The sequence below is a fragment of the Advenella sp. FME57 genome (genome assembly GCF_014897675.1).
Classification (GTDB): Bacteria; Pseudomonadota; Gammaproteobacteria; order Burkholderiales; family Burkholderiaceae_B; genus Advenella.
The window spans coordinates 181,450-207,141 of the sequence record NZ_JABUXU010000001.1; the positions used below are offsets into that span (position 1 = coordinate 181,450).

General features: G+C 53.6%; 22 protein-coding genes. 13 read left to right on the forward strand and 9 right to left on the reverse strand.

Annotated elements, in window-relative coordinates; translation table 11 throughout:
* The first annotated feature begins 63 nt into the window (after window positions 1–63).
* The 5 genes from INT32_RS00790 (at window position 64) to INT32_RS00810 (ending at window position 5,949) form a co-directional block, all read left to right on the forward strand.
* Window positions 64–657 (forward strand): TetR/AcrR family transcriptional regulator, encoded by a 594-nt coding sequence (locus INT32_RS00790; protein ID WP_193086830.1) that lies wholly within the window; start codon window positions 64–66, stop codon window positions 655–657.
* Window positions 658–1,276: 619 nt separating this feature from the next.
* A complete protein-coding gene (locus INT32_RS00795) occupies window positions 1,277–2,065 on the forward strand; it encodes a sterol desaturase family protein (protein ID WP_193086831.1) in 789 nt (262 codons plus the stop codon).
* A complete protein-coding gene (locus tag INT32_RS00800) occupies window positions 2,062–3,033 on the forward strand; it encodes a fatty acid desaturase (protein WP_193086832.1) in 972 nt (323 codons plus the stop codon). Before INT32_RS00795 ends, INT32_RS00800 begins: the two co-directional genes overlap by 4 nt.
* A 10-nt stretch (window positions 3,034–3,043) precedes the next feature.
* Window positions 3,044–5,032 carry an iron-containing redox enzyme family protein gene (locus INT32_RS00805; RefSeq protein WP_193086833.1) on the forward strand — a complete coding sequence of 663 codons (1,989 nt, stop codon included), beginning with the start codon at window positions 3,044–3,046 and terminating at the stop codon, window positions 5,030–5,032.
* The gene (locus INT32_RS00810) at window positions 5,029–5,949 is read left to right on the forward strand and encodes a hypothetical protein (RefSeq protein ID WP_193086834.1); all 921 of its coding nucleotides are present in this window, start codon (window positions 5,029–5,031) and stop codon (window positions 5,947–5,949) included. The genes INT32_RS00805 and INT32_RS00810 overlap by 4 nt, the downstream gene beginning before the upstream one ends.
* Before the next feature lie 151 nt (window positions 5,950–6,100).
* Here the strand turns inward: INT32_RS00810 and INT32_RS00815 are convergent, their stop codons facing one another.
* Complete coding sequence (locus INT32_RS00815) at window positions 6,101–7,069, reverse strand: tripartite tricarboxylate transporter substrate binding protein (protein WP_193086835.1); 969 nt, start codon at window positions 7,067–7,069, stop codon at window positions 6,101–6,103.
* Window positions 7,070–7,281: 212 nt separating this feature from the next.
* Here INT32_RS00815 and INT32_RS00820 point away from each other — a divergent pair, with 212 nt between their 5' ends.
* Window positions 7,282–8,298, forward strand: a complete 1,017-nt coding sequence (locus INT32_RS00820) for a LacI family DNA-binding transcriptional regulator (RefSeq protein ID WP_193086836.1) — start codon at window positions 7,282–7,284, stop codon at window positions 8,296–8,298.
* A gap of 265 nt (window positions 8,299–8,563) precedes the next feature.
* On the opposite strand, the gene INT32_RS00825 is transcribed toward INT32_RS00820, so the two are convergent.
* The 3 genes from INT32_RS00825 to INT32_RS00835 form a co-directional block, all read right to left on the reverse strand.
* Window positions 8,564–9,232: an RraA family protein gene (locus INT32_RS00825; RefSeq protein WP_193086837.1), complete on the reverse strand. Its 669-nt coding sequence runs from the start codon at window positions 9,230–9,232 to the stop codon at window positions 8,564–8,566.
* 358 nt (window positions 9,233–9,590) lie between these two features.
* The gene (locus INT32_RS00830; protein ID WP_193086838.1) at window positions 9,591–10,193 is read right to left on the reverse strand and encodes a DNA-3-methyladenine glycosylase; all 603 of its coding nucleotides are present in this window, start codon (window positions 10,191–10,193) and stop codon (window positions 9,591–9,593) included.
* An 85-nt stretch (window positions 10,194–10,278) separates the two neighbouring features.
* Entirely contained in the window at window positions 10,279–10,974 is a 696-nt protein-coding gene (locus INT32_RS00835) for a GntR family transcriptional regulator (protein WP_193086839.1), read from the reverse strand.
* 160 nt (window positions 10,975–11,134) lie between these two features.
* On the opposite strand from INT32_RS00835, the gene INT32_RS00840 reads away from it, so the two are divergent.
* From INT32_RS00840 to INT32_RS00855, 4 genes are all read left to right on the forward strand, one after another.
* Window positions 11,135–12,262 carry a sugar ABC transporter substrate-binding protein gene (locus INT32_RS00840; protein WP_193086840.1) on the forward strand — a complete coding sequence of 376 codons (1,128 nt, stop codon included), beginning with the start codon at window positions 11,135–11,137 and terminating at the stop codon, window positions 12,260–12,262.
* Between the two features lie 66 nt (window positions 12,263–12,328).
* Complete coding sequence (locus tag INT32_RS00845; RefSeq protein WP_193086841.1) at window positions 12,329–13,849, forward strand: sugar ABC transporter ATP-binding protein; 1,521 nt, start codon at window positions 12,329–12,331, stop codon at window positions 13,847–13,849.
* Window positions 13,850–15,880 carry an ABC transporter permease gene (locus INT32_RS00850; RefSeq protein ID WP_226816365.1) on the forward strand — a complete coding sequence of 677 codons (2,031 nt, stop codon included), beginning with the start codon at window positions 13,850–13,852 and terminating at the stop codon, window positions 15,878–15,880. It begins immediately after the preceding gene.
* An 82-nt stretch (window positions 15,881–15,962) separates the two neighbouring features.
* Complete coding sequence (locus tag INT32_RS00855; RefSeq protein WP_193086842.1) at window positions 15,963–16,838, forward strand: SMP-30/gluconolactonase/LRE family protein; 876 nt, start codon at window positions 15,963–15,965, stop codon at window positions 16,836–16,838.
* 294 nt (window positions 16,839–17,132) lie between these two features.
* Here the strand turns inward: INT32_RS00855 and INT32_RS00860 are convergent, their stop codons facing one another.
* The 5 genes from INT32_RS00860 to INT32_RS00880 form a co-directional block, all read right to left on the reverse strand.
* Window positions 17,133–18,443, reverse strand: a complete 1,311-nt coding sequence (locus INT32_RS00860) for a M20/M25/M40 family metallo-hydrolase (protein ID WP_193086843.1) — start codon at window positions 18,441–18,443, stop codon at window positions 17,133–17,135.
* A 77-nt stretch (window positions 18,444–18,520) separates the two neighbouring features.
* Window positions 18,521–19,687, reverse strand: a complete 1,167-nt coding sequence (locus tag INT32_RS00865) for an alpha-hydroxy acid oxidase (protein ID WP_193086844.1) — start codon at window positions 19,685–19,687, stop codon at window positions 18,521–18,523.
* A gap of 15 nt (window positions 19,688–19,702) precedes the next feature.
* Window positions 19,703–20,677, reverse strand: coding sequence for a tripartite tricarboxylate transporter substrate binding protein (locus INT32_RS00870; protein ID WP_193086845.1), 975 nt, complete (start codon window positions 20,675–20,677; stop codon window positions 19,703–19,705).
* 86 nt (window positions 20,678–20,763) lie between these two features.
* A complete protein-coding gene (locus INT32_RS00875; protein ID WP_193086846.1) occupies window positions 20,764–21,750 on the reverse strand; it encodes an NAD(P)-dependent oxidoreductase in 987 nt (328 codons plus the stop codon).
* A gap of 12 nt (window positions 21,751–21,762) precedes the next feature.
* Complete coding sequence (locus INT32_RS00880; RefSeq protein WP_193086847.1) at window positions 21,763–22,443, reverse strand: RraA family protein; 681 nt, start codon at window positions 22,441–22,443, stop codon at window positions 21,763–21,765.
* A gap of 130 nt (window positions 22,444–22,573) precedes the next feature.
* Between INT32_RS00880 and INT32_RS00885 the strand changes: the two genes are divergently transcribed.
* The 3 genes from INT32_RS00885 (at window position 22,574) to INT32_RS00895 (ending at window position 25,488) form a co-directional block, all read left to right on the forward strand.
* Window positions 22,574–23,455, forward strand: coding sequence for a LysR family transcriptional regulator (locus INT32_RS00885; protein WP_193086848.1), 882 nt, complete (start codon window positions 22,574–22,576; stop codon window positions 23,453–23,455).
* Window position 23,456: 1 nt separating this feature from the next.
* Window positions 23,457–24,377, forward strand: a complete 921-nt coding sequence (locus INT32_RS00890; RefSeq protein WP_193086849.1) for a DMT family transporter — start codon at window positions 23,457–23,459, stop codon at window positions 24,375–24,377.
* 127 nt (window positions 24,378–24,504) lie between these two features.
* Complete coding sequence (locus INT32_RS00895) at window positions 24,505–25,488, forward strand: tripartite tricarboxylate transporter substrate binding protein BugE (RefSeq protein WP_193086850.1); 984 nt, start codon at window positions 24,505–24,507, stop codon at window positions 25,486–25,488.
* Window positions 25,489–25,692 lie beyond the last annotated feature (204 nt).

Here is a 25,692-nt window from a genome sequence, read left to right on the forward strand (position 1 = left end):
TTGGCGTTGACAATAAATAAACAATGTTCAATACTATACATTGTTTATTTATATGGTGCAAAAATGACCGATCGTATTACACGTAAGCGCCAACGGACGCAAGCACACATCGCGCAGATCGCGGTGGCTTTGTTCGAAAAGCATGGCTACGAATCGGTCACCATGGAGCAAATAGCGACTGAATCTGACGTGGCGCGAGGAACGCTATATAACCATTTTGCTGTCAAAGATGCCGTACTGGTTTACTGGATACATACCCAATTGAGTGACGCGCTCGGGCCTCTGGTTAATCAGGTGCTGACTCGTTCCTCGTTTGTGGAGCGGGTGGCTATCATTTTGAACGCCTCTGCCGCCTGGTGGGAAAAGCATCAATCATTCGCCGCGCCCTACATTCGATACCGGTTTCATGGTTTGCCAGGAGGACAGGGCGCCGCACCATCAGACCTCATTCCGGTGTATGCGCAATTGATCAAGGCCGCGCAAAAAACGGACGAAATCGCTTCATTGATTCCGGCAGACCGGCTGGCCAGGTATCTGCACTATCTTTACCTGTCCGCGTTAATGGAGTGGCTGGCCGATCCGGAACAATCTTTAAGTCAGCAGTTCGCCCAGGCCTTCGATTTTTTCATGAATGGCGCCGATTCTGGCAAGAAGTAGAACGGGTGTCGGTGTTTCTGTTAGTTATCGGGCAAAACAATGCACTCCAGGCAGAAAATATGAGGCTTGGCTTTGACCGCTTGTATGGCGCATGGTGCGGCGGTAATTTTTAATCAATGATAAGAAGCGTAATCGGTGTAGTCGGGATTGCATTAACTACATGGTCCTAGAGGACACAGATGAGGCCGCTGGTGTATTGGGTAGAAAGTCAATAATCACTCGTCATCGTCACACGGTAGGCCCAACCAAATATATAACTTTACATAATATATATTATGCGAATATTAGAGCCACGAAATCAACCCCAACCCATTAGCGTATAACAACAGAAAACCCTGATACAACCTTGAGGCTTGCCCGGATATTTGCACCAAGTGCCTTATTAAGCGCTTGCCATGTACACGGCTGCTGCACAATAACGCTGCCGGATCGATAATCACACAGCCCAAGGGTTCAAAACAATTGATCGCCTTTGCTTGGCACGCGGTGCGTATATGCCGATGGCTACCTGTAGCATTGCACCAAACATCTGAATACCGGCTATTATTATTGCAACTTAAAATACAACGCGTTCTTGCGCGGTCAATTAACAAGTGACATAAGTCACCTCACATCAATTATGGGTCAAGTCTTTCAATCGCTGTCCGCATCGCAAGTTATCCTATGGGGGCTGCTGTTTTTCGGCGGTATTTACCTGGTCTTCGGTAGCATCACTTGGGCTTTGACCCGACATCTATTGCCGGCGCTGGGCCTTGGCCGCACTCTGGACCCACGCGCACTCACTGCCGCCCAATTGCGCCATGAGTTTACCTGGTCTGGGTTGTCGGTTCTTATTTTTGGCATTGGCATGATTTTCCCCTGGGGGCTGCTCCAGCTGGGATGGGCCTCTTTGGACCCGAATCCTTCCGGATGGCAGATTTTCCTTGAAATTCTCGTTCTTGCCATCTGGAACGACGCCCATTTCTGGCTCAACCACAGGCTGCTGCACACTCGGTGGCTGCGCCGGTTTCATTTGCCGCATCACCGCTCGGTGGTTACAACGCCGTTTGCCACCTATAGCTTTCATCCCATTGAAGCCCTCATGCTGGGCAATGTGATTCTGTTGCCCATGCTTTTACACGATTTCAGTTTCTGGGCGCTGTTTTCGGTTCCGCTGTTTAGCCTGTTCTTCAATTGTGTTGGCCATGCCAACTACGATTTTTTCCCGGGCGTCTCTTATGCGCACTGGTTTGCTGCGAGCCGCCGCCATCACTTGCATCACGCCTGCTATAACGGCAATTACGGTTTTCAGTTCACGTTCATGGACCGACTTTTTGGCACACGCCTTGAAGCGGATGCAGCGCGCACTGTCATTGACCGACTGGCAAAGCGCAAGCAGCCAGATTCGATGGGTGCGGGTACAAGATGACGCTGCTGCATGATCAATCCGGTCCCAAACGTGGACCCGCTTGCCAGCGGCAATCTGGCCTGCCTCGATTGAAATATGCCAGAGATTGGCAAAGCCTGCTGTACATGCTGGCATTACCGGCACTTGTGGTTTGGCAATGGATCTACGGCTTTTCTGTGCTGCTGTATCCAATCCTGCTGTTTCTAACGTTGGGCATTGGCGTTATCCATCACAACCATACCCATCTGCGCATGTGGCACGGCAAGCGAGCCAACCGCTGTACTGATTTGCTTATTACGCTGTTGCAAGGACATCCGAGTTGCGTCTTTTTCCCGACGCATGTGGCTAATCATCATCGGCATAAACATAGTGAACGGGATATCGCGCGCACCTATCGGTTTGCCGCAGGCGACACCAATACCCTGCCCGGCTACGTGCTGCATCCGTTCCAGGCAATCGGTGTGCTGTATCCGGCCATTTATCATTGGCTTGGCAGATTACGTCGTCATCAGCCGGGCGTCTGGCGCTATTGCTTGCGCCAGTACGCATTCTGGTTCCTGCTCTGGGCAACGCTGCTGACGATCAACCCGGGCAAAGCCATTCTGCTTGTCATTATCCCGCAGTTGCACGGGCTACACTGGTTACTGGCCACCAATTATCTGCAACACGCTCATGCCGACGGCTCTGTGCAAAGTCGCAAAACGCAATTGCCACTTGCCTACGCCCGAAATTTCGAAGGATGGGTCAATCCCCTTCTATTTAATATCGGCCTGCACACCGCGCATCACGAACACTCCCGCGCCCACTGGTCGCTGCTGACGCGCTTGCACAAAAACCAGTATCGCAGCCAGGTTCATCCTGCATTGCTTGAACGCGGGCTGATAAGTTATATGATACGCACCTTTGTTAAGGGAACGCTCAACCCGCGCTTTCGCAGTCAATCGCTGATGTGTCCCCGCACCAATCACCTGCCCCCGCCCACTTCCTGATGGCCTGATTATGCCTATTCAATTTGACCAAGTGTTTTTGCAGCAAGCCAGTTATTTTTTACCTGGAGACCCGGTAGAGAACGAGCCGATGGACCAGTACATCGCACCGCTTAACCGTATCTCCGGCCGGATCAAGCAGCGCATTCTTGCAGAAAATGGCATCAAGCAGCGTTATTACGCAATTGATTCCGACGGCAATACGACGCACTCCAATGCCATGCTTGCATCTGCGGCGGTGACAGATTGCCTGCAACGAGGACAACTGACGCTGTCAGATATATCGCTGCTTGCCAGCGGCTCTTCCGGCGGCGACACGCTCATGCCGGGTTTTGCCAACATGATCCAGGGCCAGCTGTCTGCCCCGCCCATGGAAACGATATCAATCCACGGTATCTGTGCGGCCGGGGTTGCTGCCATTCAGGCAGTTGCCCAGGGTATACAGGCCGGCGCTCACACGCACGGCATCGCGGTGGCCAGCGAAATGCCGTCGCGTCTGTTCAAGCGTTCCCGGTTCGCCTCCCGTGGCTATGATGCCGATTTTGACGCGCATTTCCTGCGCTGGATGTTATCCGATGGCGCCGGCGCAGTCCTGTTGTCGGGCATCGACCAGGCGGGCAAATCGATTCTGCCGGGCCTGCGCATCAGGCTCAAATGGATACACCAGCGCTCTTTCTCTGGTGACTATCCGGTCTGCATGCAATTGGGCTTGTCGGCCGATCGCCAGCGTGGCCATCTTGACTATCCGTCCTGGGCAGATGCCGAAGCCGATGGCGCCCTGGCCCTGCGCCAGGACATCAGACTGTTGCCGCACCTGTTCGATATCGGCATTCACGAATACGTCAAGCTGGTGCGCGACAAGTGGGTCGACCCCGCCCGCATCAGCCACTTTCTGTGCCATTATTCCTCTGAAAAATTCATCCCGGTGGTCGAAGATCTGCTGGATCAGGCTGGTCTATCGATTGCCCGCGAACGCTGGTTCAGTAACCTGGCCTGGCGCGGCAATACCGGCGCTGCTTCAATACTGATCATGCTGGCTGAATTTCTACAAACCAAAACGCTGACTGCCGGTGATCAGATCCTGTGCTATGTACCCGAATCAGGCCGGTTCATGACTGCCTACATGCTGCTGGAAGTGGAGACAGACGATGCAGCATCAAGGCAGGACATGCTGTTGCGGTCACAACCAACCAACGCATATGTATCTGATGAACCCGCTGCGGCGTTCACTACCGGAATAGCTGGCCAGGCCCGATCGCAGGAGCTTTCGGACACCCTGGACGCCGAAGCGATCGGCCCGCCTCACGACCCGGCCCAGGCGCCACAAGGCCTGGCCCCGTTGCTGACTGAATTGGCCACAATTTGGCACGATTACCGCTCCCGGGTCTGGCGCACGCCCCTTGTCAGCGCATTACGGGAACGCCGCTTTGACACGCAGGACTATATCAACTGGACGGCCCACTGGATTCCACAAGTACGCGAAGGCACCAAATGGATGCGCGAGGCAACCGGTTCGCTGTCGGGCCAGTACGCACCGCTGGCAGACCTGATCAACCTGCATGCGGGCGAAGAGCAAAATGATTTTCAAATCCTTTTCGAAGATTACCGCAAGGCGGGCGGACCTGTAGCCGATATTGAAGCATTACGCCGCAACCCCGGCGGCGAAGCACTGAATGCCTATCTGCATGGCCTGGCCGCTACTGTCAACCCCATCGGGCTGCTGGGCGCCATCTACATTATTGAAGGGACGGGACAGCGAATTGTCCCTGCCCTGCTCCCATTGCTCAGGGCGAGCCTGCCGCTGCCGGCCGACGCCTTCCGGTTTCTGGAATATCATGGGCATAATGATCAGCATCATCTGCAGCGCTGGCTGGTTGCCGTGTCACTTGCGCTCGATTGCGACAATCGCGGCCGTGCCGAGCGCCAGATCGTGGATACTGCCCGGCGCACTGCTGCGCTTTATCTCATGCAATTTCATCATGCAAAAGAGTACGAATCGTGACGAACGACCACCCTGAATTTCTCAAAAAAGAACATAATCCTGAGGACCCGAGCCCATGGCTGGCATCCTACCTTGATCAAAGTACCCCGCTTCCCGATGAGGTCAAGCAGGCCTGGCTGGAAGATTCCAGCTCAAGTTCGCGCCAATATCTGCTGCCCTTTTTGCGGCCCCTGGCTCGCTTGTGCATTATTCTGATCCAGGTAGTCAAGACGTTTCTGCCAAGGCGCTGGGCCCAGTCTGCCCTGTTGCACCGCATCCTCGTGTGGGGACTCAAGCGTTTCGTATCACCACAAGCCAATTGGCTGATCTTGCGGCATTTTCATCTTGGGTCCCAGATCCTGGCTTTCATTGCGGCCAATTCACCAGCTCCTGTGTCGACAAGCCCATTGGAACCCGACACAATAGACGATCTGAAAGATCACGTATTCGTCAAGCATGATATCAATCTCTACAACTTCGTCATCCGTCTGAATCAGGCCTTGCTTGATGCGGACAAGCGCCTGGGGCCGCTCGAGGATCCGGATTTTTCAATGTTGCATGAACCAACCATCCGCTTGCAGGACATGCCCAGGGCACGCAGCAATGTACTGGACCTGCAAAGCGCCATTGAACTGTTTACCCCGCTGTATCAATTGCTGCTGACCGACAATGATTTCTGGCGAGCCGCCAACTCGTTGCAGCTTGATGAAACTATCGGGATATACGCGGCTCAGATCCTGCAGGCACCGGAACACCTGATGCTGGTTAACAATCATCACCCACTGGTGCCGATGTCCACCTTGCGTGCCGGACATCGGCTGGTGTTGCATGGCTTGTCATCTGAAATGCTGCATTGCCTGTTGCTTCAGAAAAAACGGGAATACGAAGCAAAAAAAGCGGCTACACCCGCGCCCGTAGTTGCACAAGCCGAGCAATGATCCGGAATTTTTCGCTACCCACTTTTCGCGATCCGCATATTATCACCGGGTCTGTTTATAAACCCTCCATATGTCTTATTTGCAAGGGATGACCTAGTACGCATCCTGACGCATATCGTCATGGCCATTGCTTTTTGGCGTACTTTCTATTTCATTTGGCATTGCCGATAGCGCGCAGCAGATCGACCATCACACGCTGGTCGTCAAGGACGAAATCAGTGGCCTGCGCTGGCGTCAGCGATAATAGCTCGCCATCGACGTTGCGCAGGAAGGACTGATAGTCGGGTTTGCGATTGATTGTCATGAGCGCCTTGTTCAGTCGGTCTATGACAACTCCTGGCGTACCATGCGGCGCGGCAAGACTGTACCAGGTTGCCACCTGCGCATCAGGCACACCCGCCTCCTGCATGGTCGGCACATCCGGCAACAAGGGTGAGCGTTTGTCTGCGCCATACGCCAGCGCTTTCAGACGACCATCCTTGACATACTGGAGTGATGCCGACAGATTCAGAAATGCCAGTTGCACCTGACCGCCCATCAGATCGGTAAGTGCAGGCGCTGCCCCGCTATAGGGTACATGTACCAGTTCGACCCCCGTTTTGCGCATGAACTGTTCGCCGCTCAAATGCGTCGCACCACCTGCACCGGCTGAGCCGAAATTCAATTGCCTGGGATGGGCACGTGCATACGCGATCAGTTCTTTGACGTTATCCACCTTCAACGCAGGATTCACAACCAGCATATTCGATTGCCGGGTCACAATACCAATAAAGCTGAAATCGGCAATGCCGTCATAGGCTACCTTCTGCAGCAATGGCGTCACTACATGGCCTGCAGAAGTGCCCATGAGCAACGTGTAGCCATCCGGTTTGGCATTGGACACAAAGGCCGTGCCCACAGCCGCTGCTGCCCCGGGCTTGTTTTCAACAATAACCGGATGGTCCAGTTCAATACGCAGTTCCGAGGCAAGTTTACGGGCAAGCACATCGGCCGGTCCACCTGCCGCGTATGGATTAATCAGGACTACCGATTTTTCCGGATAGGTTTGTGCATGAACATGGGATACGCCCATGATGGCCATAAGCAGGATGCCGCGCAGCATCCGTGGTAGGTGGATCATTTTTATGTCTCCTTTTGTAGAACGAGAATAATCCAAACAGGCTTAAAATTCAATAGTTTGGTCTTATGACCTTTTTAGAATCAGTTTAAATTAAATTCAATCTAAAAATAATCGTTGACGATCATCTAGTGATCGCGCCGCGGCGGAAGCACCATCCCTACCCCATATCTGTACGGTAGGCTATAATTTTTCATTCTGATATCGAGCAGATCATGAAGCCTATCACGCTAAAAACCGTCGCACAGCAGGCCAAGGTTTCCATTGCCACGGTTTCAAAAGTGGTCAATGGCATAAACAAAGGCATTTCCGCAGAAACGGTTGAGCGCGTCCAGCGTATCATCCAGCAATTGAATTACCGGCCAAATCGCACGGGACGCCAGTTGCGCGCGCAGCGTAATTATATTGTCGGCATGGCGATCGTCGACGATTCGCCCACCTTTCTTACTGATCCCTATACCACGCACCTGGTTGCCGGTCTGTCGAACTTTCTTGGCAGCCATAACTATGGCCTGTTGCTGCACGGGATTGCGCCGACGAACTTCGAACAATCATTTCTGTTGAAGGAATCGGTGGTTGATGCCATCTGCCTGATGCTATCGGGACCCATTGCACGACGTCGGCGTTATCTCGATCTGGTACTTGCCAGCGGACATCCCGTCGTGGCGTTTCAGGAGAAACCCGTAAAATCGCTCGCAGACTGCTGTTTTATCAACCAGGACGATCAGGGTGGCGCAGAAACACTGGCAGAGAAAATCGTATTGCGTAACCCAAAGCGGATTTTCATACTGACTCCGCAATTGCAGTGGCACGCAATCGAAGCACGGGTAAAAGGACTATGCAAGGTACTGAATAAACACAAATGCAATTATCAGATTATTTCAAGTGACGAGAATCTGCATCAGTCTATCCAGCAGGCGCTGGATTCCGCCATGGCAGCGCACGGCGTGCCCGATGTTATTATTGGCACCAATGACCGGCTGGCCTACGTCGCCTACCGACATCTGACCGACAGTGGCCATCCAGTCCCTGGCGAGATCGGTATTACCGGCTTCAATGCATTCGACGCCAATGCTGCCCTGCAACCGGTACTGGAATCGGTACATTCGCCGGCCTATACATTAGGCCAGACCGGCGGCGAAGCCCTGCTTTCCAGACTGGAAAATGGCCGTTTCGAATTCGACACATTGGTTCTGCCCGTATTACCGGCGGTCGGTACGACATTGCGTTAACGCTGCCATGCCTGCTATATCAGCCGTGTCTGTCATTATTACTGCCGAAAAAGCATCTCTTGCGCCGGGATCTGTCCTTGTTTTATCCCCAGACAGGAGCTGCAAGCTTACCTGCATGCCAATTGGCATTTAATTCATTCCGTTTACGTCCGAAGTCCGAACGCCAGCGGTAGTTTGACCGGGCCGTAAACCGTCATAAACACGCCGGGCTGTTGCCAGCCGCAGCTTCTATCATCAAGCCCAGGTTACGGTTAAGCCCGGAAAATTACAGTACGCCGTATTTCTGATAGACGTCCTGCAATAGCAGACCCTTGGCCAGCTCCTGGCGTGTGTGATTTTCACTTTCCACTTTTTCCAATGATTGTTCAATCACCTGCGCTGCTACCTCGATCGGAATCACAATGACCCCATCGGCATCGCCAAAGACCAGGTCATTGAGGCGCACCGTCACCCCGGCGCATTGAATCGGCAAATCGTAATTCATCATCTTGCCCCTGCCCTGCGAATCCAGCGGTCCGATCCCGCCATGAAATACAGAAAAATTCAATTTGCGAATATATCGAATATCCCTTATCAGGCCATCGGTCACGCAGCCGACTGCGCCGCGGTATTGAGACGCTGTACTGAGCAATTCTCCCCAGGGCGCAATACGGGTTGTCGGGCCATCGCACCCCAGTACGACGACATCGTCAGGTTTCAGATCATCAATGAGGGCGATTTCATGTTCATAAGGATTCTCGCCCGGAGCGACAGAAAAGGTGTTCATGAAATAGCCTGTTCGCGCACGGCCAAACATTGTGCATTCTTCGGACAGTGGGCGCACAAACGGCAACATTGCCTGGTTCCGATAGCCCATGCTATCGAGCACATCGGACAGCACAGCGGTATACAACCTGCCTTTCAGATTCTCAAAATCAAACTGCTGCTCTTTCATTATTGGCCTCGTGTTGTGGATGCGCGCGACCAGTTCGAAGGTGCGCCCGCAGCACCAGTCCGGGTTCATGAGAACGCATGACGCAGGTGAAGCATTAAGCGCGCGACTGGTAACCAGTGCAATCGTTAAGTAATTAGTGAAAATAGCGGATGAAAGCAACGACAATAACTAGCAAATCACTACAAAACGTCAGATTAGATTAAACGTTTAACCATATTAATGTGATTAATCGATATTCGTCAATATAGGGACTTTCCCGAGGGATGAAGGCCGGATTGTTTTGAACCATACCGGTGTTTCGGCGAATATGTGCAGGCGTCCTGCCGCCGTCAAAGCAGCAGACGCAATCATCAAATAATTATTTTGACAGGGCCCACAAATAAAGCGATGCAGTGCTGCCGTAGGGTGAATAGCGCCGCCGGTAGCGCTCGAAACGCTCGCGAGGCAGCGTCTTGTGATTGTACAGACGCATAATGCCTCGTTGAATTGCCAGATCGCCCCAGCTCAACACATCTGGGCGGCCAAGTGAAAATATCATCAGCATTTCGGCCGTCCAGATACCGATGCCCTTCAAGCTTGTAAGCGTCTGGATCACCTGCGCATCATCCATTGCCGCAATGGCTGGCAGATCCAGTTCTCCCGATTGGACCGCCTCGGCCACGCCAAGCATGTATTGCACTTTTCTCATGCTTGTGCCGCAACGCTGCAGGTTTTCTGCCCCCGCTGCCAGCAAAGCCTCGGCGCTCATTTGCCCGCCACACACCTGCAGGAGCCGTGCATTGACCGTACGCGCAGCAGCAGTTGAAATCTGTTGGTCGATAATGCATCGAATCAATGCAGCGAACAGATCGGGTAACGTATTGCGCTCGATCAATCCGATACGTTCAATGGCCTGGGCCAGACGCTTGTCGCGCTTGCTAAGCCATTCAATTTCGGTGTCTCCGTATTGGAATATCGGCATGGTGTGCTCCGGTTGGCCTAGATCAATTGTAAAGGGCTGCCCAAACCATATCAATCGACAATCCAATAGTGTGCGAGTATGCCAGCTATCCGGGCGACAGCACATTTTTCTGTATGATCAATTCACTCGCGCTCATCAAGTCTGCCACCAGGGCAGCACGGGCCGGCTCAGGCTGCTTCATTTTTATCCCTTCCACCATATTTTTATGATGAATATGCGCCTGCCGATTAATCAATCTTTCAGAATTGACCGCCAGATCGTAGTTGAGAACCGGACCGATCTGCAACCAGAGCACTTCGATCATGTCGAACAAAATAGGCATGCCAGCCGCGTCGTATACGCAAAAATGCAAATTTTTATTCAACCTGACTGCTGCTTTTCCATTTGGCTCCAGGGATTTTCGGGCCATCTCGAATTGCATTTGAATATCCTGCATCCGGTTCAGTTGCTTCTGGCTGCGGTTGACGGCTGCGCGCGCCGTTGCCAGCCCCTCCAGTTGTATACGGATGGTTCGCAACTCAAGAAATCGACTGACGGTCATCAGTGGTACGCGGATGGCGCGATTCGGGAGAATTTCAAGCGCCCTCTCTGCGACCAGCCTGCCTACGGCTTCGCGCACCGGCATGGCACTGGTCCCAAGCGTGTCCGCCAGGCCACGTAAACTGAACATATCCCCAGGGGAAAGCTGTCCTGAAATCAGCAGCGAACTGAGCTCAGTGTGCACCCGATCCGAGAGCTTGCTGCGATCCACTTTTTTCAATTTATTGCTCATTTCCATCATTGAAATACTTCCCCTGCAAATGTTGACAGTATCGCAAATCTCATGCTAACGTCCAATCATAGTGTGATCACAGATCATACAATAGCCTGATATTAATGGGCAAATCAACGAAAAAATAACATTCATTCAATTTGAAGTTGGATCTTACCGGAGACATAAGATGCAAACTAAATCTGTACTACTGGCATCATTGCTGGCATTGACATTAGCGCCTCTGAGCGCGGTGACGCACGCTCAGGCAGCAAAAAAGCACAAGATCTATCTGAGCATGAGTTTCATCGGAAATGACTGGCAGGCTGAAGCGGCCAATATGGTCAAAGCCATGGCCAAAACCCCCGAGCTGGCGGACAAGGTCGACCTTCACGTCCAGGTATCCGGGGAAAATGCGCAAAAACAGATTCAGCAGATCAACGCCATGGTTCAGGCGGGCGCCGAAGCCATCGTCGTATTTCCAATCTCTCCCACTGCACTGAATCGCGTGATCAAGAATGCCTGCAATAAAGGGGTAAAGGTCTTTGCCTACGACGGTGAGGTCACCGAGCCGTGCGCGCGCAACGTGGCCATCGACCAGCACGAGGCCGGACGGGTGACCGCAGAATGGCTGGCAAAGAAAATGAACTACAAAGGCAACGTCGTTATGCTAACGGGTGTGCCTGGCACATCGGTGGACAAATATCGAACCGAAGCGGCCAAGAAAGTTTTTGCCAAACATCCTGAAATGAAAGTTGTGGCAGAGACACCAGGCATGTGGAACCAGGCCGTTGCCCGAACCGAGTTATCAAAAATTGTCGCCGTCAGAAACTGGGACCAGATAGATGGACTGTGGCTTCAGGTGGGCTGCTACACGGCAAACGCCATGCAGCTGGAAGCAGGCAAAGACGCCAAGGATCTGCTACCGTGTGCCGGTGAAGGCTCCAACGGCGGTCGCGTGCAGATGCTCCCGGCAGACACGCAGCTGGAGGGCGCTACCGGTAGCTATCGCCCTCTGGGTGCACCCAGAATTTCCTATGCCTCTCCGCCCTATTCAGGCGCATTGGCGCTGAAGCTGGCGGTACAGGCCATCGAGGGCAAGACATTCCCGCAAAAAATCACACTGCCCCTACCGCAAGTGACCAACGAAACGATCAAATTGTGTAAGGACGGCAGCTGGAACGACCTGAAAGATGGCTGCAACGTTTTTTCTCCTGAACTGGTCAGCAAACCAGGCTGGTTCGCCTCGATCTATTCTGAGCAAACGGAAGGGCTGGGGATTAACGCAGCACTCAAATCAGAGCCGGACGCACAATAAACCAATGCTTATATGAGCGCATGCCACGCGTGCGCCTCTTTTACACACATACTGGAATTGCTCACCATGAATGAGTCCGCCATTGCATTACGTCTGTCGGATATCTCAAAGAACTACGGACCAATAAAAGCACTGAGCGATGTTTCCCTTGCAGTCAAGCGCGGCCGTGTTCACGCACTGTTGGGAGAAAATGGCGCAGGAAAATCAACGACCGTCAAACTGCTGTCGGGCCTGATTGCACCTACAAAGGGCACGATCGAAATCTTTGACAAACAGGTGCAGCTTGCCTCGCCGCGCATCGCGCAGGCATCCGGGATACAGACCGCCTTTCAGGAAATGACGCTATTGCCCGATCTGTCGGTCTTCGATAATATGATGCTGCCCTACGCGGCAACCAATCGGAGCGGTATGCTCAAGCGCGGCGCTTTGCGCCAGCAATTGGAGCGGCATTTTGAAGAACTGGGTTTTCCTATTTCCCTGGACCTGCCTGTCAATCGCTTCAATCTTGCCTTGCAACAGAAACTGGAAATCGCCCGCGCGCTGTTTCGCCAGCCACAGATCCTGCTTCTGGATGAACCCACGTCCACCTTAACTGCTTCGGACGTTAACTGGCTGGGGGACATTATCGGCAAACTCAAGGCCAGGGGCGTGACGATCATATTTATTTCTCATCGTATGAAAGAGGTACGCGAGTTCTGCGATGATCTGTCGATTCTGCGCAATGGTCATCATATTGCCACACGCCCGGCAGATGCATTTTCGGACACGGAAGTGGTCGAGTCAATTGTCGGCCGCTCGATCTCCCAAGTGTATCCGGAGAAACGACTGCCGCTGACGACCGAATCTGTGCTGACACTGAAAAATGTCCATACATCAAGATTGAACGATATCAATATTGACCTGAAAAAAGGTGAAATTCTTGGTATTGCTGCCTTGCAGGGCATGGGTCAGCTGGACCTCTTTCAATTGTGTTTTGGCATTGAACAGCCGGACTCCGGAACATTGCTGCTTGATGGCCAGCCGCTCACATTACTGTCTCCAGTCGATGCCATCAGACCGCATGTCGGTATCGGCTTTGTGCCGGAAGACAGAAAAACAGAGGGTCTGCTTTTGAATCAAAGCGGCCTGAAGAATACATCCCTGCCGGTACTTTCTCGCTTTAGCGTATACGGCGCCCTCGATGAAAAAAATGAAGCGCAGTCGGCGGCTAAAGTATTTACAAGGATCGAGCTTGATCGTCGGGCACTCTGGATGGATGCCGCCTCTTTTTCGGGAGGAAATCAGCAGAAAATTGTCATTGCCAAATGGCTGCTTGCGCGTAGCCGCATACTCCTGCTGTTTGATCCCACCCGTGGCATCGATGTCGGCACCAAACACGAACTGTACGAATTGATTGCCGATTTCGCTGCAATGGGTGGCTCTGTACTGTTTTATTCGACCGAGATTCCGGAAGTGGTCAATCTCAGCCACCGCGTCCATGTGATGTACAAAGGTGAAATCAGGGAAACGGTAGCGGGAAGCGACATCGGCGAGACTCGCATCATGGACATTGCCATGGGGAACTTGCGGCAGGCGGGAGCACATTAAATGAATCAGCAATACACCTTGTTGCATAAATATGGAAATCTGATCACGGCCTTTGTAGTACTGGTGATATTGCTCGCCATCATCATCGCCACAAGCGCCGGTTTCAGTTATTTTGATGTTTCCTTGCTTGCCAGCGGAGGCACGACACTTGCATTGGCTGCCCTTGGCGGTACGCTGGTAATATTAAGTGGTGGCTTTGATCTTTCGGTAGGCGCTATTATTTCACTTGTGAATGTCGTTCTGGCCGCCGGCTATATTGATGACAGCACCCCGGCAGCTTTTGCTGTTTCGTTTGCGCTGGCCTTACTGATCGGTGCAGTGTGCGGACTCGTCAATGGCGCGCTCGTTGCCTATGCGAGGATTCAGCCTATTGTCGTCACGCTCTCGACCATGTTCATCATTCAGGGAATCACGTTACTGATCATGAACTCACCCGGTGGGACAGTCCCAACGTCACTGGGCACCTATCTGATGGGAGATGTGTTGCCAGAACGCTTGCCTGCCTCGCTGTTTCTCATTATTCTTTCCCTACTCGTATGGGCGTGGATAAAAAGAACGCCATTTGGCCTGCACCTGTATGCCATCGGCGGCAATCCCGAGGCCGCACGGGCCGTTGGGATCCCGCTGGGGCGCAGCTATTTACTGACCTACACACTGGCAGGCGCGTTTTACGGCCTGGCAGGTTTTTTTCTCAGCGCGCAGACCGGTGCCGGCGATCCCCTGGTCGGCAATTCGCTGCTGCTTTCCGTGTTTGCCGCAATTGTTATTGGTGGCACCCGTCTGGGAGGCGGCAAAGGCGGACCGGTTGGATCAGTTCTTGGCGCGTTTGTGCTCATGCTGATTGTCAATATTCTGCTGCTGTTTAATATCTCTGCTTATTATTCCACCATCGCCCAGGGTGTCGTGCTCATTGTTGCGGTCATGATAGGCGGCCTGGGCAAGGACGCTGAACTCAGAAAATTTCTCCGACTACTCGGGCATCGGTGGCAGGCAATGCGCAATGGGCGCCTCGCCTCGCAGCGTGGCCACCAGCCCAAATACATTGATGTGAGTGGCAATAGCCCGGGCTTGCCGGACAGTCGCATCAGTTTTCTCAAGAAGCATCAGAAGGACTTGCGTATTTCATTACCCGCGCTCGCCGGCCTGGCGATCCTGCTCGTGGCCACTCAGTTTTTGCTGGGGCGTAGCGTATACGAATGGTCGTACTGGAACGCGATGCTGGTCTTGTCAACCTTCCTGATCATCCTGGCATTGGGTCAGGGCGTGGTGGTGTTCACCGGGGGACTGGATCTGTCCATTCCCTGGACCATTGCACTGTCAGGCATTCTGTTTACTGGGTTAACGCAGGGTTCCAATGAAGCGTTGCTTTATGCACTGCCGGTGATTCTGCTTGTTGGCATACTGATAGGGCTGAGCAACGGTGTGATGGTCGCCGTTCTCGGCATTTCCCCAATCGTTGCCACACTGGCGAGCAACGGGATTCTTCAAGGCATTGCCCTGCTCTACTCAGGCGGTACACCCAGCGCATTCCCGTCGCCATCGATCAGCTGGCTCATGACCGCGCGCGTTGCCGGTATCACACCTGTAATTGTGCTGCTTATTTTATTTGTGATCGGCTCCGTAATCCTGTTAAATAAAACGCGCTTCGGTCGTCATATCTACGCAACCGGCAGTAATTTGAACGCGGCTTATCTGTCCGGCGTGCCTACGCGCCGCGTGCTTATTCTGGTTTATATCTTGTCGTCAGTGTGTGCCGCTGTTACCGGCATCCTGTTGACCGGTTTTTCCGGGCAGGCCAGCCTGGGAATGGGCGACGATTATCTGCTTCCCTCCATTGCTGTCATCGTGATCGGCGGGGGCTTGATTACTGGCGGCCGCGGACACTACCTGGGCATTCTTGCCGGCGCACTGCTTTTGACGACCCTGCAAATTCTGCTCGCAGGCAGCGGCCTGCCCTATGCTGTGCGTCCTATTTTATTCGGCATCGTGTTATTGGGCGCTGTCGCGATGCTGCGTGAGCGGGCCAGATAGCGCACAGCGCAATGTGAACCATTCAAGGTTGATATGAACAGGAAGTCAACAGAAAAAAAGCAATTTATCCAAGGAGATTGGTATGAAAATTGAAGTGCTGGTAGATGTCAAGACGACGCTGGGCGAAGGCCCGCTTTGGGACGTTCAGGAACAGCGCCTGTACTGGATTGACAGTGCAGATGGTCGGGTTTTTCGTGCAACGGCTCAGGGAGATGAAATCCGTGCCTGGCAGGTGCCGCAGAAAATAGGATCGATGGCATTGCGCAAAAATGGCGGGGCCATTGTTTCACTGGCCCGAGGGATTCATGCGCTGGATTTTGAGACTGGTGAGGTTCAATTGATTACTGATCCCGAACCGGACCTGGTCAATAACCGCCTGAATGATGGCAAGGTCGACGCACAGGGCCGGTTTATTTTCGGCAGCATGGACACACTGGAAGAAGGCCCCAATGGGGCACTGTACCGGCTTGATCCGGACATGACGGTGCACAAACTGGAAGACAATATCATTGTGTCCAATGGTCCATGCTGGAGCCCGGACGGCAATACTTTCTATTTCTCTGACACGTGGTGCGGCGACATTTGGGCTTATGACTATGACCAGCGCACTGGCGCCATATCCAATAAACGCGTGTTTACTACCCTGCGGGGAGAACACTTCAAGTCATCCGACGGTTCGACAGTCGATGAGGAAGGCTGCTTGTGGAATGCCCAGGTCTATGAAGGAAATCTGGTTCGCTATCGTCCCGACGGCGCGATTGATCGGACCATTCCCATGCCAGTGAAAAATGTGACAAGCGTCATGTTTGGCGGGCCCGATCTGGATATTTTATATGTGACCTGCATGTCAAAACCACCACTTGCTCGCTTCCCCACAGACAGCGTACTGGGCGGCAGTGTGTTCGCCATCACCGGTTTGGGGGTGCGAGGCTTGCCCGAGCATCGATTTGCGGGATAAGGACACATTCATTCCGGGCAGGATCGACACGAATGTCGTGATCGGGTCAAACATCATGGTGATTGTTCCATCCGGAAAACATGGTTTTCACATCATGCGATGAACGATTACCAAAACGCTGCCGCTGCGATCCGGCACAGCCGGGTCCAGTGCATCAGCGCCTGGTTTTCGCGTAACCTTCTACTATAGGCGCTGGCGTGCATGACTCAGGCAGGTCAAGTCTAGCTTATCAAGATAAAGGCCTGTGCCCCGCCGCTACACGTTGTTCGAATCACGGCACGCCATATGCGTCAATTATTTGGCAGCGCGTTTGAGCAACGGTTCACTGACCCCTTCAACACCGACCAGCGACAAAACGGTGGTAAAGCTGATCTGTGAACCCTTCCAGGCATCGGTCGGATCAAACCATTCTTTCAAGGAATGAGCGCCTCCGGATTTTCCGCCGCTACCCAAAATGACTGCAGGAATATTCAGACTCATTGGCACGTTTGCATCTGTGCTGGCGGCTCTGGTTTGTCCCTTGCCGCCAGCCAGCGCAATCGACTCCAGCGCTGCCCTGACGATCACACTGTCGGTTGGCGTCTTCCCTGCAGGACGATCACCAATCAATTTCGTATCGAATGTGATTTTACCCTCGGATTTCCAGCGTTCATTCTCCTGTTCTACGCCCTTTTGAATGGCCGCCATAATGTTCTTTTCAGTTTCCAGAAGCGATGCAGTTTCGTTCGAACGAATGTCAACCGCCATTTTTGCATCGCCGGCAATCGTATTGACTGAGGTTCCGCCGCCCACGGTGCCCACCGTGAACGTCGTCTTGGGATCGGCGGGAACCTGAACGTCGCCAATATGGGCAATGGCGCGCCCCATTGCATGAATGGCGCTGGGCACTTTGCCAAAGGCGCCGAAACTATGTCCACCAGGCCCTTTGAAGGACACTTCATAACGATGGCTGCCAGTGCCCTGAATAAGCACTTTGTCGCCCTCACCGGGTTCCAGCCCGACCATGCCGTCAATATTCTTGTGTTCCTTGAACAATGCTTTCATGCCACGCAGATTGCCCAGCCCCTCTTCGCCCACGTTAGCCACGAACATAATATCGCCTACAGTAGCCACTTTGTGTTCATTCAATGCCTTGATCCACGAGATGACGACGGCGATGCCACGCGTATCGTCGCTGATACCCGGAGCCAGCAGTCTGCCATCCTGCTCTTTGACTTTGACGTCAGTGCCTTCAGGAAATACGGTATCAAGGTGTGCGGATACAAGCACTGTCGGCCCCTTGCCGCTACCCTTGCGAATGCCTACTACATTGCCTGCTGAATCGAGCGCCGTGTCTGTCAGCCCAACAGCTTTGAAGCGCTTCAATACATGTTCAGCACGGGTCTTTTCCTTGAAGGGCGGCGCCTCAACTTCGGTAATGCTGCGTAGGTCTTCAATAGTCCGGTCATGATCTTTTTCCAAAGCTGTCATGAGTGCCTTGACCTCTTTGGACGCGTTAAGCGAGCTCAATGTAGCTTTGACGTCCTGTGGCTGGGCAACGGCTGCACTCATTGCAAGCGCAGCACTGACGCCAATACAAAGCCGGCTGATGCGAGTTAATTTCATTTGTGATAACACGATTTGTCTCCTCCAAAAATTGCACTCTATTCCCGCATCAGGATGATGTCAAGCGCAACAGTACATCAGCCGAAGGTGCCAGGGATCCTGCGCAGACAATCGAGGGACAGGTCCTGCAAACGGGCAACACCAAGCAGTCCCAGATCCCGTGTTATTTCGTTTGTGATTAAATGAATGGCTCTGTCGGTGCCATTTTGCCCCCCCGCCGCTGTGGCATATGCAAAAGGACGACCAACAAAAACACAGCGCGCGCCCAGCGCCAGCGCTTTGAGCACATCTGTGCCGCGACGCACTCCGCTGTCAAGCATGACCGGAATATGTCCGGCGGTATCGGCAATTTCTGGCAATACACGCAAGGGCGAAATACTGCCATCGAGCTGGCGGCCGCCATGATTGGAAACAATGATGCCGTCAACGCCAATCTCAATTGCAGTGGCGGCGTCCGCTTTGCACAGGATACCTTTGATGATCAGCGTTCCTTTCCATTGTTTCCTGATCGTACGCAAATGATCCCAGCTGATATGCCCGCGGTCCGAGTAATCGCGCAATACATTTTTCGACAAAATGGGTGCGCCTCGGGTGGCGTAATTATTTTCAAAGTGTGGCATGCCGTGTTTGACGCAAGTTCTGAGAAACGTATTGCACACCCAGCTCGGATGCGTCAAGCCGTCCAGCAGCAGCCGCAGCGATGGGCGCAACGGCGTGGAGAACCCCGCGCGGATGTTGTTTTCCCGGTTTGCAGCAACGGGCGTATCGACAGTAATGACAAGGGTGGCAAACCCAGCCTGGGCGACGCGATCGACAAGCTTGGCAATCTCCTGTCCATCCCCTGGCAGATAGGCCTGGAACCAGGCCTGTGGCGCGATGGACGCCACTTCTTCCAGACGAATCAGGGATGACCCGCTCATAATCATTGGAACACCGGCAAGCGCTGCGGCCTGGGCAAGCACCAGATCGCCCCGATACGAAGACAGCGCACTCAGCCCCATTGGCGCGATGCCCAGCGGCGATCGGTATTGCTGTCCGAACAGGGAGACTGACGTGTCGATTGCCGATACATCCACCAGGGACCTGGGAATGAACGCATACTCTTGAAAGGCGCGGCGATTGTCCTCAACGGACGCGTTGGTCTCGACACCGCCCCGTATATATTCAAAAATGGGCCTGGGCAAGTGCCGCCGCGCCATCGCTTCAAAATCGTCCAGACAAAGTGCCCGATCTGTTCGTGCCATTACTACCCTCGCTGATTATTGTGTTTTCTCGGACCAGGGACTCGCCTGCCACAAAGCCTTGAATTCCTTTTCGGCCTGATCAAGTTCATCGTGGTAGGTCTTGTTGTCCATATAGCGTAGCGGGACAAACAGTTTTTTTGCTTTCGCGATGAATTCCGGGTCGGAGGATGCTTTGTGCACCGCTACCCTGAGTTTTGTCGTTATTTCTTCCGGCAAACCCTTGGGCGCAGCAATCCCTCTTAAAGAAGCCATGATGACATCATACCCTTGCTCTTTGAAGGTAGGAACCTCAGGTGCGAGCGCACTGCGCTGCTGACTCATCGAACCCAGCAAACGGATATCCGTGCCGCCCTTTTGATAAGCCAGTACTTCGCCCACGTTCATGGCCGCCAGCATGATCTGCCCGCTCTGTATTGCGTTACGCACTTCGCCGGCGCCCTTGAAAGGCACGTGATTCAAAGTTGTGCCGGTCAGCTTCTCAAATTTCATCATGGCCAGATGGTCGTCCGAACCCACACCCGTGGTGCCTACCGTGACCGTGCCGGGATTTTCCTTGGCGTATTTTTCAAGATCCTTGAGCGTTTTGATATCGCCTTTACCGCTGACGGCAAAGCCATCCGGATCATCGATCAAGTTGCCGATCAGGTCGAACTCGCGCCAATGGTAATTGACTTTGCGTTCAATCGGTATAGTCAGCATATTTGGCGTATTGACAAAACCAATGGTATAGCCGTCTGGCTTGGCTCGCTTGATTTCCGAAAAACCGATGGCGCCACCGGCACCGGGGCGATTGAGCACCACAATATTGGCGCCTTCGCCCAGATACTTCTGTATATAGGGAGCAATGGCCCGTGCCACCAGATCAGTGCCGCCACCTGGTGCATACGACACCACCATACTGATGGCGTGTTCGGGGTATTGGGCATGGGCCTGGGTAGCGCCAAAGACCAGCGCTGTCGCGGCAAGGACGCGTGTCAGTGTATATTTCATGAGTTGTCTCCGTTATTAGAATGCAAAAGCATAAGTGTGCGACCCGCCGACTGGTTAATAAGGCCGACAGCCCGTTGGTGATACAGCTAGGAAGTGACGACGTGCGGTGGTGTTTTACCGTCTACCATCAGCAATAGTTGTTGGGCGGCCATGCGGGCGACATTGCGCCTGCCCTCATGAGACACCCCTGCAGTGTGAAACGTCGCAACCACTCGAGGATGGCCAAGTAATGGATTGTCCGCTGCCGGCGGCTCCTGGCGCCAGACATCCAGGCCGGCGCCAGCCAGATGTCCATCGTGCAAAGACGCATGCAGGTCCTCTTCGTTATGAATGCCGCCACGTGCGGTCGAAATAAAAATAGCCCCCCGCTTCATTGCACGAAACGCCTGGGCATTGAACATATCACGTGTGTCATTGTTCAGTGGGCAATGCAGCGAAACAATATCAGACTGCGCAAGCAACACGTCGAAGGCCACTGGTTGCGCTTGCCGCAAGCCAATATCCTGGGGTGTCAGATTCGGATCGTACGCCAGCACATTCATGCCCAGGCCGGTTGCCATCTGTGCAAAGCGGCCTCCTATGTGGCCGATCCCGATCAGGCCCAGCGTTTTTCCTGCCACCTCATGACCCATCAATGCTTCGCGACTGCTTGCCTGTTGGGCAATCAATGTACGGTCAGACTCCACGATTTTCCGCGACACCGCCAACAACAGGCCTAGCGCCATTTCCGCAACCGAGTTGGCGTTGCCCCCTGCCTGATTGACCACCGTAATATTGCGCGCATTGCATGCTGCAACGTCAATTGTGTCGTAGCCGGCACCGGACGAAGAAACGCCTTTGAGCCCGGGACAGTGCGCCAGTAGTGCTTCTGTGACGAACAACCCGGCCGGCAGCTCATCCTTGGCCGCCGAGACATGATAGTAATGGGCGTGCTTTAATGTTTCGTGCCACTCCTGCTCAGGGGCCGCCACATCTATGATTCGCAGGTCAACCTTGTCGTTCTCTGTAAGCAACTGGTCAAAAACCGGATCAATCCACAAGTTGGTGCGTACCACACAGACTTTTTCGTTCATGACATTCCCTGTTCAACCAGCATCTTTCGATACGAAACCAAGCTTTGCCAGCTCGACGTCAATCCAGCTGGTATCCAGTCGATCGCTGTCAATATCACGAATGATTTCGGCCTCCAGCGCGTTTTTGTCGCTTGCCCATTTAAGAATATCTTCAGCCTGCTCGTAAGGCACGCATAGCAGCCCGTCTGCATCGCCCACAATAAGATCACCCGGTTCGATGACCATGCCGTCAAGGCTGATGGCCGTATTGATTTGTCCCGGGCCGTTTTTATAGGGTCCGCGATGCGTCACACCAGCTGCGTATACGGGAAAGGCGCCGTCGCTGATGGCATCCAGGTCCCGAATGGCGCCGTTGATAACGATGCCGGCGATGCCCTTGCGGCTTGCGGTGCGAACCATCAGCTCGCCGATAATTGCATTTGTTGTATCACCACCGGCATCCACAACGATCACATCGCCTGGCGCAGCCATGGCAATGGCCTTGTGCACAAACAGGTTGTCGCCCGGCCGCGATTTGACGGTGAAGGCTGGCCCGGCCAGCACGCCACCCGCATGCATTGGCCGCAGTGAAGGGCCGCCGGCCGTCAGGCGCTGCATCACGTCACTGATATTGGCCACCGGAATGGCGGCAAAGGATTTGACCAGTGCTGCGCTGACGGCCCGGGCTCGCTGACGTATGCTGATTTCTACCATTGTTTGTCTCCTGAATAAGTTGAGACGATTTTATGGCGTAGAATCCAAAAAAATACTGAATATTTTTGCTTTTTCAATGCAAAAATATTCAGCATTTCACTTCCCTCAATTCGAAGCCGCAGGATACGCCATGGACACGAACTATCTGGAAACTTTTGTCAAAACCCTGGACTGCGCCTCCATCTCTGACGCGGCGCGCTATCTGGACATCACCCCTGGTGCAGTTTCGGCGCGCATCCGTGGGCTTGAACAGGAGCTTGGCCAGCCTTTGATCAGGCGTTCTGGCCATACCGTCAGGCCCACCGAACATGGTCTGCTGATCTGTGACAAGGCGCGGCAAATGATTCAGGACTCCCGCGATATGACAGCCATGGTCAAAAGCGGCAATGTACTGGGCGAACTGAGACTTGGTTCTTTCTTTTCGGGGCTTACCACTCATCTGCCGCGGCTTCTGGAAAAAACCTATGAACATCATCCGGACGTAAGCATTTTTGTTTCGTATGCTCCATCGGTAGAACTATGCCAGCAAGTACATTCGGGCACACTGGATATTGCACTTGCAATAGAGCCGCAATTTGCGATCTACAAGAACTGTTCCTGGCTGAAGATCCAGGATGAGCCGCTGACGCTGATTGTGCCGCCGAAATACGCAACGACAAAGTCAACTGCACATGCCCATGACCTCTTGCGCGCAAGTCCGTTTATCCGTTATGCCCGAAGCTCTTATAGCGGTCAGTTGGTTGATCGCTATCTGAAAGATCATCGCATTGTGCCAAATCAACGCCTGGAAATCGATAGCTTGCTTACCATTGCCTCGCTGGTTGCCCGCGGTGTCGGCGTCGCATTGGTTCCCGATTCATTTTCGCTGGAAAGCCTGGGAAAGAGTATTCAAAAAGTTCCGCTGTCAGGCCGCACACAGATCCGCAAGATCGGCATGATATGGTCAAATCAGAGCCCGCGCGGTACTATCAGCAAATCCATTGCCATGTACGCCCGGAACCTGTTCAATTAATATGACCTCTGCACCTTCTCCCAGCCCGACCCTATGGTGGTCCTGGGGCGCGCCCATTGTATTTATCCTGCTGTGGTCATCGGGCTTCAGTTTCGGGAAAATCGGGCTGCAGTATGCAGAGCCCTTGACGCTGCTGTCCCTGCGTTATGCCTGCGTGGTGATTGCCCTGCTACCGATACAACAAGTGCTGGGTCTGTCCTGGCCGGCGACACGCCGGGAATGGACCAATATTTGTATCGTCGGCCTGCTGATCCAGTTCATGTATTTCAGTTTCAGCTACGTCGGCATGAAACAGGGGGTCAGCGCCGGAACCGTGGCCTTGATCGTCTCGCTGCAGCCCGTTCTGGTTGGCATTTGTGCCCCACAACTGACCGGGGAGCGCCAAAGTCACCTTCAGTGGCTCGGACTGGGTCTTGGCCTGATCGGTGCCGTCATCGTCATCGCGTCAGGGTCTTCCTTGCAGGCCGGCTCCTGGTTCGGCCTGGTGCTGGTCATTATCTCCCTGTTCGCCTTAACTGCAGGCGTACTATATGAACGCGTCAGCAGTACTGCCGGTGCAGGGCCGCATCCGGTCACCGCCAATATCATTCAATGTGCCATTGGCCTGGTGTTTTGCCTGCCCCTGGCCCTGCTCATGGAAACCAATCATATCGAGCTGACCTGGCAGTTCGGCGGTGCCCTGGCCTATCTGGTGTTGTGCAATTCGATTATCACCATCTCGCTGCTGCTGGCCATGGTCCGACGCCAGCAGGCGGCCAGAGTCTCTGCCCTCTTCTTTCTGGTGCCGGCATGCGCGTCCGTCGTTGCCATGCTCATGCTTGGCGAAACCATGGCACCCTCTGGCTGGGTGGGTATGGCAGTTGCCATCACCGGCGTATTGCTGGCCAGCACCAGGGCATCAGCGCATGTCAGAAAGGCGTGACCAAGCTTACTCATTGACCAGCAATGTGGCAGGTTCGGCATGCGCTAATGGTATTCACTCATATATTTCATATCGGAATTCTAATAACCTGCTGCTCTGTTCATTTTTATATACCTCAGGAGTGAGTATGCAACTCTGGTCCCGTATTGCCCTGTCTGCCGCCATAAGTGGCCTGGTGGCTTCGTCTGCGTATGCCGCCGATGATTATCCAACCCAACCGATCCGGGTCATTGTGCCTTTTGCGCCTGGTGGCTCCACAGATATTGTGGCGCGTATCGTGGTTCAGGAAATGTCGAAAATCATCGGCAAATCAATGGTCATTGAAAACAAGGCCGGTGCAGGCGGCGCCATCGGTGCAGCCGAAGCGGCCCGGGCAAAACCTGATGGCTACACGCTGAGCATTGCCACGGTATCGACCATGGCGGTCAATCCTGCCTGTCGTCCCGATGACCTGACATATGACCCGGTCAAGGATTTCGCACCCGTATCCAATTTCGTCAATACGCCCAATGTCGTCGAGGTACACCCCTCCTTTCCAGCCAGCAATTTCAAGGAATTTGTCGCCGAGCTGAAAAAGAATCCCAAGGAATATTCCTATGCCTCGCCCGGCGTGTGCAGCATCGCCCATTTGATGGGGGAAGCCTTCAAACAGCAATTGGGCGTAGAAATCAGCCACGTGCCCTATAAGGGTGCCGGCCCGGCGCTTACCGATGTGGTGGGTGGCCAGGTCAAGGTCATGTTCGATAACCTGCCCTCCTCCATGGCAAATATCCAGGGAGGCAAGCTCAAGCCCATCGTGCTGGCCTGGCCTGAGCGCATCAAGGAGCTGCCGGATCTGCCTACGTATGCCCAAGAGGGATACCCCGACCTGAACAACGGCGTATTTTACGGTTTGCTGGCCCCGACAGGCACACCCAAAGAGATTATCGACAAACTGAACAAGACTGCGACCGAAGCGCTTGCTGCTCCCAACGTGGTTGCTGCTTTGCAAAAACAGGGCGCCATCCCCGATCCCGGTTCGCCAGAGCATTTTGCCGAAGAAATCAAAAAACAATACGACATTGCCAAAGCTATCGTAAAAAATGGCAATTTGCAGATGAAGCGCAACTGATTGGCGCGACCTCGGGTGGATTGACGACATGATATACACCCTGTCGCATCCTGGGCTGCATAGCTGTATGATGTGTCTGGCCCTCGCCTGAAGTTGACGAACCAGAGCAACAATAACGCAATGCTCAGGCGTTTTCTTCATGCCGTGCATCAGTCCGATTGCACGGCTTTGTACTTGCACAAACTGCCCCGGTATAAACCCTTA

Coding starts and splice junctions, on each gene's coding strand:
- INT32_RS00855 (WP_193086842.1), top strand. CDS start 15,963: ATGAAAATTGAAGTGCTGGTAGATGTCAAGACGACGCTGGGCGAAGGC.
- INT32_RS00790 (WP_193086830.1), top strand. CDS start 64: ATGACCGATCGTATTACACGTAAGCGCCAACGGACGCAAGCACACATC.
- INT32_RS00850 (WP_226816365.1), top strand. CDS start 13,850: ATGAATCAGCAATACACCTTGTTGCATAAATATGGAAATCTGATCACG.
- INT32_RS00825 (WP_193086837.1), bottom strand. CDS start 9,232: ATGAAAGAGCAGCAGTTTGATTTTGAGAATCTGAAAGGCAGGTTGTAT.
- INT32_RS00795 (WP_193086831.1), top strand. CDS start 1,277: ATGGGTCAAGTCTTTCAATCGCTGTCCGCATCGCAAGTTATCCTATGG.
- INT32_RS00890 (WP_193086849.1), top strand. CDS start 23,457: ATGACCTCTGCACCTTCTCCCAGCCCGACCCTATGGTGGTCCTGGGGC.
- INT32_RS00865 (WP_193086844.1), bottom strand. CDS start 19,687: ATGGCACGAACAGATCGGGCACTTTGTCTGGACGATTTTGAAGCGATG.
- INT32_RS00860 (WP_193086843.1), bottom strand. CDS start 18,443: ATGAAATTAACTCGCATCAGCCGGCTTTGTATTGGCGTCAGTGCTGCG.
- INT32_RS00880 (WP_193086847.1), bottom strand. CDS start 22,443: ATGGTAGAAATCAGCATACGTCAGCGAGCCCGGGCCGTCAGCGCAGCA.
- INT32_RS00845 (WP_193086841.1), top strand. CDS start 12,329: ATGAATGAGTCCGCCATTGCATTACGTCTGTCGGATATCTCAAAGAAC.
- INT32_RS00800 (WP_193086832.1), top strand. CDS start 2,062: ATGACGCTGCTGCATGATCAATCCGGTCCCAAACGTGGACCCGCTTGC.
- INT32_RS00815 (WP_193086835.1), bottom strand. CDS start 7,069: ATGATCCACCTACCACGGATGCTGCGCGGCATCCTGCTTATGGCCATC.
- INT32_RS00895 (WP_193086850.1), top strand. CDS start 24,505: ATGCAACTCTGGTCCCGTATTGCCCTGTCTGCCGCCATAAGTGGCCTG.
- INT32_RS00830 (WP_193086838.1), bottom strand. CDS start 10,193: ATGCCGATATTCCAATACGGAGACACCGAAATTGAATGGCTTAGCAAG.
- INT32_RS00820 (WP_193086836.1), top strand. CDS start 7,282: ATGAAGCCTATCACGCTAAAAACCGTCGCACAGCAGGCCAAGGTTTCC.
- INT32_RS00835 (WP_193086839.1), bottom strand. CDS start 10,974: ATGATGGAAATGAGCAATAAATTGAAAAAAGTGGATCGCAGCAAGCTC.
- INT32_RS00875 (WP_193086846.1), bottom strand. CDS start 21,750: ATGAACGAAAAAGTCTGTGTGGTACGCACCAACTTGTGGATTGATCCG.
- INT32_RS00840 (WP_193086840.1), top strand. CDS start 11,135: ATGCAAACTAAATCTGTACTACTGGCATCATTGCTGGCATTGACATTA.
- INT32_RS00885 (WP_193086848.1), top strand. CDS start 22,574: ATGGACACGAACTATCTGGAAACTTTTGTCAAAACCCTGGACTGCGCC.
- INT32_RS00805 (WP_193086833.1), top strand. CDS start 3,044: ATGCCTATTCAATTTGACCAAGTGTTTTTGCAGCAAGCCAGTTATTTT.
- INT32_RS00870 (WP_193086845.1), bottom strand. CDS start 20,677: ATGAAATATACACTGACACGCGTCCTTGCCGCGACAGCGCTGGTCTTT.